We start from the raw sequence: 11866 nt of genomic DNA, 5'->3' as shown, positions 1-11866 counted from the left end.
CGGTTGATTTCTAAGCTGCCTGTACGGCAGTGAACTACTGGCAGGCCGAGGGGAAAGTTTTTCACCATTTCTAAGCTGCCTGTACGGCAGTGAACTATAAAACCGGGTGCCGCCAGGGGAACATCTCTTTCTAAGCTGCCTGTACGGCAGTGAACATCGGTGTGGGTGGTGGCGCTGGTGGTGCGAGCTTTCTAAGCTGCCTGTACGGCAGTGAACGTTCCCGTGTCTGTATGTCCGGCATTGTCTCTTTTCTAAGCTGCCTGTACGGCAGTGAACAATAAACCGTTTGCAACACCAGAATGGTGCAATTTCTAAGCTGCCTGTACGGCAGTGAACTCAAATACTACACGCTTAGCCCATTGTTAATAAAGCGAAACCAGCAAAATTCCTTGTCCAGCCCCTTTTTTATCCTTGCCTTCCAGCAGCATTAATTATCAATAAATTACCTTCGCCCTCAAAAATAGGGTTTTTACCGCCCCACCTCACAAACAAAAAAATCCGTAACCTCTTACGAGATTACGGACTTTATCAACCTACTTAAAAGGCTTCACGACCCCAGATTAATGCGCTGCTTCCGCTTTGTGCTTTTGTGCACTCTGGAACCCGTAGGTCAGCTCATTTTTCTCTTTATCCAGCGCAACAGTGACCTGACCGCCATCCACCAGCGAGCCAAACAGCAGTTCGTTAGCGAGCGGTTTCTTCAGGTTGTCCTGGATGACGCGAGCCATCGGACGTGCGCCCATTGCCCGGTCGTAACCTTTCTCAGCCAGCCAGTTACGTGCTTCCTGGCTCACTTCCAGAGAAACACCTTTCTGATCCAGTTGAACCTGCAACTCGACAATGAATTTATCAACCACCTGATGGATCACGTCGGTTGAGAGATGATCGAACCAGATAATATTGTCGAGACGGTTACGAAACTCTGGCGTAAAGATCTTTTTGATCTCTTCCATCGCATCGGTGCTGTTATCCTGGTGGATAAGCCCAATCGATTTACGCTCGGTTTCACGTACCCCGGCGTTGGTAGTCATCACCAGCACCACGTTACGGAAATCGGCCTTGCGTCCGTTGTTATCGGTCAGCGTGCCGTTGTCCATCACCTGCAACAGGATATTGAACACGTCCGGATGCGCTTTCTCGATTTCGTCCAGCAGCAGCACCGAGTGCGGATGCTTGATGACCGCATCGGTCAGCAGCCCCCCCTGATCAAAACCGACGTATCCCGGAGGCGCACCAATCAGGCGGCTGACAGTGTGACGTTCCATATACTCGGACATATCAAAGCGCAGAAGCTCAATGCCGAGGGCTTTGGAAAGCTGCACCGTGACCTCAGTTTTGCCGACCCCGGTTGGACCAGCAAACAGGAACGAACCGACCGGTTTATGTTCGTGGCCTAAACCCGCACGCGCCATCTTGATGGCTTCGGTAAGCGCCTCAATGGCTTTATCCTGACCGAAGACCAGCATTTTCAGGCGATCACTGAGGTTTTTCAGAGTATCGCGGTCACTCTGAGAAACACTCTTCTCTGGGATACGTGCGATACGCGCCACCACGGACTCAATATCCGCCACATTGACCGTTTTCTTGCGCTTGCTTACCGGCATCAGACGTGCGCGAGCGCCCGCTTCGTCGATAACGTCAATCGCTTTGTCCGGCAGATGACGATCGTTAATATATTTCACCGCCAGTTCTACCGCCGCACGCACCGCTTTCGCGGTATAACGCACGTCGTGGTGCGCTTCATACTTCGGTTTCAAACCGTTGATGATTTGAACGGTTTCTTCGATCGACGGTTCAGTAATATCGATTTTCTGGAAGCGACGCGCCAGAGCACGATCTTTCTCGAAAATGTTGCTGAACTCCTGATACGTCGTCGAACCTATAACGCGAATTTTACCGCTGGAGAGCAGTGGTTTAATCAGGTTAGCCGCATCCACCTGACCGCCAGAAGCTGCGCCTGCGCCGATGATGGTGTGGATCTCATCGATAAACAGGATGCTGTTGGTATCCTGCTCCAACTGTTTGAGCAACGCTTTGAAACGTTTTTCAAAGTCGCCGCGATATTTAGTTCCCGCTAACAGGGAACCGATATCCAGAGAGTAAATCGTACAGTCAGCCATCACTTCCGGTACATCGCCCTGGACAATACGCCAGGCGAGACCTTCCGCAATCGCAGTTTTACCAACGCCAGACTCGCCAACCAGCAGTGGGTTGTTTTTACGGCGGCGACAGAGAACCTGAATGGCGCGCTCCAGCTCCTTCTCACGACCAATCAGCGGGTCGATTCCTCCCACGCGCGCAAGCTGGTTCAGGTTCGTCGTGAAATTCTCCATACGATCCTCCCCACCAGCTTGTTCTTCACTGCCGGGCTGGTTTCCTGGTTCAGAAGACTGAGATGGCTCGTCTTTACGCGTGCCATGAGAAATAAAGTTCACCACATCAAGACGGCTGACTTCATGTTTGCGCAACAGATAGGCAGCCTGTGACTCCTGTTCGCTAAAGATAGCAACCAGAACATTCGCACCGGTAACCTCACTGCGACCGGAGGACTGAACATGGAAGACCGCACGTTGCAGTACACGCTGAAAACTCAGCGTCGGCTGCGTGTCACGCTCCTCTTCACTGGCAGGCAGAACGGGTGTGGTTTGTTCAATAAAGGCTTCCAGTTCCTGACGGAGCGCCACCAGATCCACGGAACATGCTTCCAGCGCCTCCCGAGCCGACGGGTTACTGAGCAATGCCAGTAACAAGTGCTCGACGGTCATAAACTCATGACGGTGCTCGCGCGCTCTGGCGAAAGCCATGTTTAAACTGAGTTCCAGTTCTTGATTGAGCATAGGCACCTCCCCCAATTTTTATGCCTGCATTCAGGCTTTTTCCAGCGTACACAGCAATGGATGCTCGTTCTCCCTTGCGTACTTGTTCACCATCGCCACTTTGGTTTCTGCAACCTCGGCGGTAAAGATTCCGCAAATGGCCTTCCCCTGGTAGTGAACAGCGAGCATCAATTGCGTTGCACGTTCTACATCATAAGAAAAGAATTTTTGTAACACGTCAATAACAAACTCCATCGGAGTGTAATCATCATTGACTAATATCACTTTATACATAGATGGCGGTTTTAGCGCGTCACGCACTTTTTCTTCCGCCAGTTGATCAAAGTCCAGCCAGTCGTTCGTTTTACCCATTGTCAGTTATCATCTTCGGTTACGGTTATCGGCAGAACGCTCTGCCGCTGACAAGAGCTTATTTGCCTGACCAATCTACTCCACATAATAGATAATTATCATCTATCGTTGGCATCAGCGACATCAGTCACATTACTGTCAATAGCGTTAACTGCTTCAAATTTTTGATGCATACCTACCCCCAGGCCACTGTCAAACGCTTGACGACTCGCCCTATTTCTCTAAATTGTATTTCTAGAGTTGGCGAGGTTTTGAACAGCTCCCTCTCTGACCCCGGTTTATTCCATCTTACTTGTATAAGATTTGCGAAGGATGTCGAAGCATGGAAAAGGGTACTGTTAAGTGGTTCAACAATGCCAAAGGGTTTGGTTTCATCTGCCCTGAAGGCGGCGGCGAAGATATTTTCGCTCATTATTCCACCATCCAGATGGATGGTTACAGAACGCTAAAAGCTGGGCAATCCGTTCAGTTTGATGTCCACCAGGGGCCAAAAGGCAATCATGCCAGTGTCATTGTGCCCGTCGAAGTAGAAGCTGCAGTCGCATAGCTCTTCTGTCTCATTGTGTACATCCTACAGGCAAAATGCCAGCCCGATCGGCTGGCATTTTTATCTCAAATATTACTCCCGTGCCAGAGCATCCACTGGATCCAGTTTTGCCGCATTTCGCGCAGGCAGCCAGCCAAATAAAATCCCGGTAACGGTTGAACAAAGAAACGCCAGTAGCAGTGCCAGCGGAGAAAAACCAATTTCCCAACCGGGTAAAAAAAGCTGCAATGTGAAAGCGATTAACAGTGACAGCGTTATCCCCAGCGCACCACCCACCAGACAAACCAGCACGGCTTCAATCAGAAATTGTTGCAACACATCGCTGGCGCGCGCGCCCACGGCCATGCGGATACCAATTTCCCGCGTCCGCTCTGTCACCGATACCAGCATAATATTCATGACGCCAATGCCGCCCACCACCAGCGAAATCACCGCCACCAGTGTCAGAAACAGTTGTAAAGTACGTGTGGTCTTTTCGACCGTTTTCAAGACACCGTCCATGTTCCAGGTGAAGAAATCCTTTTTGCCGTGGCGCAGCGACAACAAACGGGTGAGTTGCTGTTCAGCTTCAGCGCTGTCAAAGCCTTCTTTCACTCTTACGGTAATGGAGTTAAGCCACGACTGCCCCATAACCCGCCCGGACATGGTGCTGTAAGGCAACCACACGCGCAGCACTTTACTACTGCCAAACATCGACTGTTTCTCTTCCGCCACGCCGATGACCCTCGCTGGCATATTACCGACAAGAATCACCTCGCCAACCACATCCGCTTTATGCGGAAAAAGCTGACGGCGGGTATTACTGTCGAGAACAACTACCTGCGCGCGACCATTCAGTTGCTCCTGATTAAAGGTGTTCCCTTCGCTGAAACTCATACCATAAACATTAAAATAGTCCCCGCTTACGCCGTTGGCGCTGGCAGCAACATCAACATTGTTATAACGCAGGCGCAGGTTTTGCGAGACGGCGGGTGTGGCAGAAGCGACCCACGGTTGTTTTTGAATGGCGATTAAATCGTCGTACTTCAGCGCCTGCTGATATTGCGGATCGTCATCGCCAAAATCTTTCCCGGGATAGACATCAATAGTATTAGTACCAATAGAACGAATATCCGCCAGTACCATTTGTTTAGCCGCGTCGCCCACCACGACAATAGATACCACCGACGCAATACCGATAATAATCCCCAGCATGGTCAGTAAAGTACGCATTTTATTGGCTGCCAGCGCGCGCCACGCCATCGTCAGCGCCTCGTTAAAACCGCTGACGAACTGCCACCAGCCAGACGCCGTTTTGACACCCGGTTCGCTGTTGGCTGCAGCAGTATTTTTTTCAATAGCAGGTGGATTACGCACGATTTCGCCGTCGTGAATTTCGATCACCCGCTCTGCCTGGGCGGCAACCTGCGGATCATGAGTGACGATAATCACCGTGTGCCCGCGATCGCGCAACTGATGCAGGACAGTCATCACCTCTTCACCGGAATGGCTGTCCAGCGCGCCTGTCGGTTCATCAGCGAGGATCACCTGCCCACCGTTCATCAACGCGCGGGCGATACTGACTCGCTGTTGTTGACCACCGGAAAGCTGAGCAGGGTAATACTCTGCGCGCTCTTCCAGCCCCAGTCGTTGCAGTAATTGCCGGGCGCGCAGCAGTCGCTGTTTACGCTCAAGGCCAGCATAGACGGCGGGAACTTCAACGTTCTGCTCGGCGGTTAAATGCGAAAGCAGGTGGTAACGCTGGAAAATAAAGCCAAAATGCTCGCGACGGAGCTGCGCCAGCGCATCGGCGTCCAGCGTGGCAACATCCTGACCGGCGACGCGATAGGTGCCGCTTGTGGCTTTATCCAGGCAGCCGAGGACATTCATCAGGGTCGATTTACCGGAACCCGAAGCGCCGACAATCGCCACCATCTCTCCGGCATAAATATCCAGAGTGATCCCCTTCAGCACCTCAACCTGCTCATCTCCCGCGGGATAGCTACGGCGAATATCCTTCAATTCGAGCAAAGGCGTCATTGCGCAGCTCCTGGTTTGGCCTCACCAATCACCACTTCTTCGCCCACTTCCAGCCCTTTGACAATCTCAACATCGGTATCGTTACGTGCGCCAATCGTTACTTCACGCTCGCGCGTTTCTCCATTACGTAGCAGTTTGATCTTATAGCGGTTATCGCCAACCGGATCGCCTAACGCCGACAGTGGGATTGTCAGCACGTTTTTCACATCAGTGAGCTGAATGTGCACCTGTGCAGTCATATCCAGCCGCAACAGACCATCGGGGTTTGGTACTTCAAAACGGGCGTAATAGAAAATAGCGTCGTTGACCTTTTCCGGTGTTGGCAACACATCTTTAATCTGCCCTTCATAGCGCGTCAGCGGATCGCCAAGCACCGTAAACCAGGCTTTTTGCCCCGGCTTCAGGTGGATAACATCCGCTTCAGAAACCTGCGCTTTTACCAGCATGGTACTCATATCTGCCAGCGTCAAAATGTTCGGCGCTTGTTGTGCGGCAATCACCGTCTGCCCTTGCAGGGTAGTGATTTGCGTGACTTCCCCGGCCATCGGAGCAACGATGCGGGTGTAATCGAGATTAGTTTTAGCTGTGTCGAGAGAGGCCTGATTGCGTTTGATTTGCGCATCAATGGTGCCAATCTGCGCCTGTTTAACAGCCATTTCAGTCGCAGCAGTGTCGAGATCCTGCTGTGAAACGGCCTGCGTTTGCGCCAGTCGTTGCTGGCGAGAGTATGTCACCCGAGCCAGTTTCAGTTCTGCTTCCGCCTGCTGACGTTGTGCGCGCAGCTCCATCAGCGTCGCTTCCACTTCCTTGATCTGGTTTTCAGCCTGTTCTGGATCAATAACGCCTAAAAGCTGATCTTTTTTCACTTTATCGCCAATCGCCACCGACAGCGTTTTCAACTGACCGCTGACCTGCGCGCCAACATCAACTTTACGCAACGCGTCGAGCTTTCCGGTCGCCAGCACGCTTTGCTGCAAATCACCGGGGCGCACTATCAATGTCTGATAAGTTGGCACCGGCGCATTGAGAATTTTCCACAATGCAACCAACCCGGCAATGACTATCACCAGCGCAATAACGTAACGCTTCTTAATGTTTCTTCGCTTTTTCATAAATATATTGAGTACTCCATACGCGCATCCGGGCGTTGTTAACATCAACAAAATATCAACAAAACCCTAAAATTTCCGTTAGTAATCACATTATTGATGTTTGGTTAAGATTTCCGATGGTGAAATCGACGCTATGTATAATCATTGATTTTGTGAATATGTCACAACTTACTGAACGGGCTTTTACGCCATCTGAATCTCTTAGCAGCATGTCTCTTTTCCTTAGTCTGGCTGGTGGCCAGTGGCGACCAGGTAAATTCTGGCATCGCCGTAGCTTTCGCCAGAAATTTTTGCTGCGCTCTTTGATTATGCCGCGTTTAAGCATTGAGTGGATGAACGAACTATCCCACTGGCCGAACCTCAATACGCTGTTAACACGCCAGCCGCGACTGCCTGTTCGTCTGCATCGCCCTTACCTTGCCGCCAATCTTAACCGCAAACAATTACTGGAGGCGTTACGTTACCATTATGCATTGCTGCGTGCCTGCATGTCGGCGGAAGAATTCAGCTTATATTTGAATACCCCCGGGCTGCAACTGGCGAAGCTGGAAGGAAAAAACGGCGAGCAGTTCACGCTTGAACTGACCATGATGATCTCAATGGATAAAGAAGGTGACAGCACGATCCTGTTCCGTAACAGCGAGGGCATCCCTCTGGCAGAGATCACCTTCACTCTGTGTGAGTACCAGGGAAAAAGAACGCTGTTTATTGGTGGACTGCAAGGCGCGAAATGGGAAATTCCGCACCAGGAAATCCAGAATGCGACGAAAGCCTGCCACGGTCTGTTTCCAAAACGTCTGGTGATGGAAGCGGTCTGTCTCTTTGCCCAACGCTTACAGGTTGAGCAGATTATTGCCGTCAGCAATGAAACGCATATTTATCGCAGCCTGCGCTATCGCGATAAAGAAGGAAAAATCCATGCGGACTATAACGCGTTCTGGGAGTCGGTTGGCGGCGAATGCGATGCCGAACGGCATTACCGACTTCCTGGTCAGATAGTACGAAAAGAAGTTGCTGAAATAGCCAGTAAAAAACGAGCTGAATACCGTCGCCGCTATGAGATGCTCGACGCTATTCAGCCACAGATGGCAACGATGTTTCGCGGTTAATCTGCCCGACCGCGCGCCAGCCACAGCACGCGCGAGAACATTTTTTTCAGCAATGCCGGTACGGACTCCACACCACGGCGTCCGGCCTCCATTGCAACCTCAATGGCGAGATCGGGTTTGGAAGAGCGATGGATCGCCTTCGAGATAATTTTGCGCAGATTCATCGGTACATTTTCCGGGATTTGCGCCACGCGATGGAATACATCGGAAAATCCCTGGCGATACATAAAATGCTCCATATCCAGCGCCGGTAATGCCGTTAAATGCTCTCGTTCAGCTTCCCGATCGTTATTCAACAGGCTGCGCACCGTAGCGGCATACTTCTTCCCGGCTTCATCGCCATCGACCAGCACATGCCACTCAATCCCCATCCGGCGGGCAAATTTAACCAGCGGTTTTAATCCTGACTGGGCAAATTCAATGACCTTGATCCCTTCAGCATCAAAATGATGCCCACACTGGCGCGCCAGTTCGTTAATAACCCAGGTTTCTGTTTCCCCTTCCACCAGCAACCAACAACGGGCAAACAGCGATGACGGACGGTTAAAACGAATGTGAAAGGATATGCGTCGGCTATCTTCGGTACTCAAGCCACTCGGCCCCAGACGCCATGCGGCAACGCGAGAAGATTCACGCACCAGACGGCAAACATGCTCTACCGGCGTTAACGAAAGCAGCTCGCCAGAGTTGGTGGTAGCAATACGCTGCAATGGCAGAAGGTTCAACAGATGCCAGGCGACTGAAAGCATAATCGGATGCAGGCGCGTTTCCGGATCTTCTATCAACAATAACGGACGCGCGTCTTTATCCAGCCGCAATGTGCCTTTTGCCTGTAGCAAAGTCGCAAATAGCCCAAGCAAAATAACCCGATACGAACGACCTCCAGGCCGGTCAATCATCCGGTTGATGATATCCAGATAACGCCAGCTCCGTTGCTCATTGCTGGCCCGCCGCCGCATTAAGCGGTATCTCGCCTGCCCGGCTCCCTGCTCCGAAAAATAATGCTCAAGCAGTTGCACCATTGCCGAAAGCCCCTGACGAATCTGCCCGTCAGTAAGATTTTGTGGATGTGAGGATAATTCACGGGCAAGAAAATCCAACTGGCGCGCGGTAACTTCCACATTGGGCACATTTGGTACAGTTCCGTTGCGAATACGGCGCATAAAGCGGGCATCACGCAAGCGCAGAACAGGCATCAACCGCACCAGATGACGCGCCTGATCGTTAATATCATCAACCTCAATCGGATGCCCGTCTTTATCAAGAAAACTGCGCAGCGTCATCACGCTGCCATCTTCCGCACACTCCCCTTCCAGACGATAAAAAATGCGGTGATAACCATCGACGCACGGCGTCCAGCATGTTTCAAGTGGGCGATAACGGCGAACACGATGCCGCCCTGGCAGCGATTCACGAAAGGTCAGAATGATATGCAGATGGTGTTCCCGGCCATTGATATCGCCCGGCGGAAACCAGAAATCGTCGCGTTCAAAATGGTAGAGATCTGATTCTGGCGATAGCAGTAGGGTTAGCGCATCCAGCAAACTGGATTTACCCCACGCGTTCTCCCCAATCAGGACGTTGTTTTGTTCCAGCATCAACGATAGTCGGTTGATACCACGAAAGCCCACAATTTCAACGCGCTCAAGAATCATATCCCCTCCAGAAATATGTTACTTATCCTTTACTCCGGCAGTATAACGGGAAAGCCCCCAGGAATACGTGATGACATCACACTTAAGCATGGCAAATGTCTGAAAAATGAGCGAATAATTGTGTCAGACGCCCTCTCACTGATTTCCCCCAAAAAACAATAAAATCAAATGATTAATCTTGTGTATTATTTTTATTACCCCCAAAGGTTTAATTTCGTGGTTTGCACTACACTGTCAATCAGGCAAATGACTATATGGGGGAACCCTCATTTGTTCTAAATCAAAATTACTGGATTTATTTATCTGGCGAATGACTCAGCTTCGTTTTTAAAATACCCACGCATTATTTCTGTCGTCACTTTTTTACGACGACCCTATAAAACGACCATATTTTTCACAGGGTCAATTTTTAATTGAGGTGGATATGTTCAGAAAATTAGCAGCAGAATGTTTTGGTACTTTCTGGCTTGTATTTGGTGGCTGCGGTAGCGCTGTGCTGGCGGCAACATTTCCGGAATTAGGTATTGGCTTTGCTGGTGTCGCGCTGGCGTTTGGTCTGACAGTACTGACCATGGCCTTCGCTGTTGGTCATATTTCTGGTGGTCATTTTAACCCGGCAGTCACTATTGGTTTATGGGCTGGCGGTCGTTTCCCGGCAAAAGAAGTCGTTGGCTACGTCATTGCCCAGGTTGTTGGCGGTATTGTTGCGGCGGCACTGCTGTATTTAATCGCCAGCGGTAAAGCCGGATTTGACGCGGCGGCCAGCGGTTTTGCGTCTAACGGTTATGGTGAGCATTCACCTGGCGGCTATTCCATGCTTTCTGCATTGGTTGTTGAACTGGTATTGAGCGCTGGTTTCTTGTTGGTGATCCACGGTGCGACCGACAAATTCGCGCCGGCGGGTTTTGCGCCGATTGCCATTGGTCTGGCATTAACGCTGATTCACTTAATCAGTATTCCGGTCACTAACACCTCCGTTAACCCGGCGCGCAGCACTGCGGTTGCTATCTTCCAGGGTGGCTGGGCGTTAGAACAACTGTGGTTCTTCTGGGTAGTGCCCATTGTCGGCGGTATTATTGGTGGTCTGATTTACCGGACACTGCTGGAAAAACGCGATTAATTAACGCAGAAGGCCTGACGCAATGTCAGGCCTTCTCATTTGCATAACGTTTCCTTTTAATTGCAACTTTACTCATCCTTCCGCTTTCAGTAGTGTGTCATCGCGCATTTCGATTTCTTCTTTGCAAGGGCTGAGTTTTCATGTTTTCTGGGCTGTTAATCATTCTGGTGCCACTCATTGTGGGTTACCTCATTCCGCTTCGCCAAAAAGCTGCGTTAAAACGCATTAATCAGTTATTAAGCTGGATGGTCTATCTCATTCTCTTTTTTATGGGTATTAGCCTGGCGTTCCTTGATAATCTCGCCAGTAATTTGCTGGCGATCCTGCATTATTCCGCCGTCAGTATTACCGTTATTTTGCTATGCAATATTGTCGCCTTGCTGTGGCTGGAGCGTGGTTTGCCATGGCGTAATCACCACCAGCAAGAGAAATTACCGTCACGTATTGCGATGGCACTGGAGTCGCTAAAACTGTGCGGCGTAGTAGTGATTGGTTTTGCCATTGGCCTTAGCGGATTAGGTTTCTTACAACACGCCACTGAAGCCAGCGAATACACGTTAATTCTGTTACTTTTCCTCGTCGGTATTCAGCTACGCAATAATGGCATGACCTTAAAGCAGATTGTCCTTAATCGCCGGGGAATGATTGTCGCTGTGGTAGTGGTTGCCAGTTCATTAATTGGCGGTTTAATTAACGCCTTTATTCTTGATCTCCCTATCAACACCGCGCTGGCAATGGCCTCCGGTTTCGGCTGGTATTCTCTTTCCGGTATATTGTTGACCGAATCTTTTGGCCCGGTAATCGGTAGCGCAGCGTTTTTTAATGATCTGGCACGAGAGCTGATCGCCATCATGCTAATCCCCGGCCTTATCCGTCGCAGTCGCTCAACGGCGCTGGGTTTGTGCGGTGCCACATCGATGGATTTCACCCTGCCCGTTCTTCAGCGTACAGGTGGTCTGGAGATGGTCCCGGCGGCGATTGTTCACGGTTTTATTCTTAGCCTGCTGGTGCCCATTCTGATCGCCCTTTTCTCCGCGTAATACCTCTCTGGCGGTAGAACCCTGCCGCCAAAATTGCGCTAAATCAATCTCCCTTAAAGTTGCAACAAAAATCCCT

The 11866-nt window shown here is 50.7% G+C and carries 10 protein-coding genes and 1 CRISPR repeat array; of the genes, 4 read left to right on the top strand and 6 right to left on the bottom strand.

All coding sequences use genetic code 11. The features are described from left to right. Positions 1 to 7: 7 nt before the first annotated feature. Positions 8 to 336: a CRISPR direct-repeat array (repeat unit 28 nt; unit sequence TTTCTAAGCTGCCTGTACGGCAGTGAAC). Between the two features lie 224 nt (positions 337 to 560). The 3 genes from clpA to A1WG_RS25000 form a co-directional block, all read right to left on the bottom strand. Beyond that, on the bottom strand, positions 561 to 2837 hold the full coding sequence (gene clpA / locus A1WG_RS04965) for an ATP-dependent Clp protease ATP-binding subunit ClpA (RefSeq protein WP_000934071.1): 2277 nt from the start codon (positions 2835 to 2837) through the stop codon (positions 561 to 563). Between the two features lie 30 nt (positions 2838 to 2867). After that, positions 2868 to 3188, bottom strand: a complete 321-nt coding sequence (gene clpS, locus A1WG_RS04970; protein WP_000520777.1) for an ATP-dependent Clp protease adapter ClpS — start codon at positions 3186 to 3188, stop codon at positions 2868 to 2870. A 98-nt stretch (positions 3189 to 3286) separates the two neighbouring features. Further along, positions 3287 to 3361 (bottom strand): hypothetical protein, encoded by a 75-nt coding sequence (locus A1WG_RS25000; protein ID WP_212741843.1) that lies wholly within the window; start codon positions 3359 to 3361, stop codon positions 3287 to 3289. Between the two features lie 149 nt (positions 3362 to 3510). Here A1WG_RS25000 and cspD point away from each other — a divergent pair, with 149 nt between their 5' ends. Continuing rightward, positions 3511 to 3735: a cold shock-like protein CspD gene (gene cspD / locus A1WG_RS04975; RefSeq protein ID WP_000410785.1), complete on the top strand. Its 225-nt coding sequence runs from the start codon at positions 3511 to 3513 to the stop codon at positions 3733 to 3735. A 72-nt stretch (positions 3736 to 3807) separates the two neighbouring features. Here the strand turns inward: cspD and macB are convergent, their stop codons facing one another. After that, positions 3808 to 5754: a macrolide ABC transporter ATP-binding protein/permease MacB gene (gene macB / locus A1WG_RS04980; protein ID WP_001516087.1), complete on the bottom strand. Its 1947-nt coding sequence runs from the start codon at positions 5752 to 5754 to the stop codon at positions 3808 to 3810. Then, positions 5751 to 6866, bottom strand: coding sequence for a macrolide transporter subunit MacA (macA, locus tag A1WG_RS04985; protein WP_000747340.1), 1116 nt, complete (start codon positions 6864 to 6866; stop codon positions 5751 to 5753). The genes macB and macA overlap by 4 nt, the downstream gene beginning before the upstream one ends. Before the next feature lie 158 nt (positions 6867 to 7024). Here macA and A1WG_RS04990 point away from each other — a divergent pair, with 158 nt between their 5' ends. Then, on the top strand, positions 7025 to 7975 hold the full coding sequence (locus A1WG_RS04990) for a VirK/YbjX family protein (protein WP_133115475.1): 951 nt from the start codon (positions 7025 to 7027) through the stop codon (positions 7973 to 7975). Here the strand turns inward: A1WG_RS04990 and A1WG_RS04995 are convergent. After that, on the bottom strand, positions 7972 to 9630 hold the full coding sequence (locus A1WG_RS04995; RefSeq protein ID WP_000599821.1) for an ATP-dependent endonuclease: 1659 nt from the start codon (positions 9628 to 9630) through the stop codon (positions 7972 to 7974). The two genes, A1WG_RS04990 and A1WG_RS04995, sit on opposite strands and share 4 nt — an antisense overlap. Positions 9631 to 10054: 424 nt before the next feature. Between A1WG_RS04995 and aqpZ the strand changes: the two genes are divergently transcribed. Together aqpZ and lysO are read left to right on the top strand one after the other, a co-directional pair. Further along, complete coding sequence (aqpZ, locus tag A1WG_RS05000) at positions 10055 to 10750, top strand: aquaporin Z (RefSeq protein WP_001516085.1); 696 nt, start codon at positions 10055 to 10057, stop codon at positions 10748 to 10750. A gap of 140 nt (positions 10751 to 10890) precedes the next feature. Then, on the top strand, positions 10891 to 11790 hold the full coding sequence (gene lysO, locus A1WG_RS05005; RefSeq protein WP_000491126.1) for an L-lysine exporter LysO: 900 nt from the start codon (positions 10891 to 10893) through the stop codon (positions 11788 to 11790). Positions 11791 to 11866: the final 76 nt, after the last annotated feature.

The sequence above is a fragment of the Escherichia sp. KTE96 genome, assembly GCF_000408525.1.
Classification (GTDB): domain Bacteria; phylum Pseudomonadota; class Gammaproteobacteria; order Enterobacterales; family Enterobacteriaceae; genus Escherichia; species Escherichia marmotae.
Note: the sequence above shows the minus strand (reverse complement) of the source record. Positions and strands in the feature narration are given on the sequence as shown.

What these genes read in the sequence shown, in the direction of transcription:
- aqpZ (WP_001516085.1), top strand. Translation starts at nt 10,055, where the DNA reads ATGTTCAGAAAATTAGCAGCAGAATGTTTTGGTACTTTCTGGCTTGTA.
- lysO (WP_000491126.1), top strand. Translation starts at nt 10,891, where the DNA reads ATGTTTTCTGGGCTGTTAATCATTCTGGTGCCACTCATTGTGGGTTAC.
- clpA (WP_000934071.1), bottom strand. Translation starts at nt 2,837, where the DNA reads ATGCTCAATCAAGAACTGGAACTCAGTTTAAACATGGCTTTCGCCAGA.
- macB (WP_001516087.1), bottom strand. Translation starts at nt 5,754, where the DNA reads ATGACGCCTTTGCTCGAATTGAAGGATATTCGCCGTAGCTATCCCGCG.
- A1WG_RS04995 (WP_000599821.1), bottom strand. Translation starts at nt 9,630, where the DNA reads ATGATTCTTGAGCGCGTTGAAATTGTGGGCTTTCGTGGTATCAACCGA.
- cspD (WP_000410785.1), top strand. Translation starts at nt 3,511, where the DNA reads ATGGAAAAGGGTACTGTTAAGTGGTTCAACAATGCCAAAGGGTTTGGT.
- clpS (WP_000520777.1), bottom strand. Translation starts at nt 3,188, where the DNA reads ATGGGTAAAACGAACGACTGGCTGGACTTTGATCAACTGGCGGAAGAA.
- macA (WP_000747340.1), bottom strand. Translation starts at nt 6,866, where the DNA reads ATGAAAAAGCGAAGAAACATTAAGAAGCGTTACGTTATTGCGCTGGTG.
- A1WG_RS04990 (WP_133115475.1), top strand. Translation starts at nt 7,025, where the DNA reads ATGTCACAACTTACTGAACGGGCTTTTACGCCATCTGAATCTCTTAGC.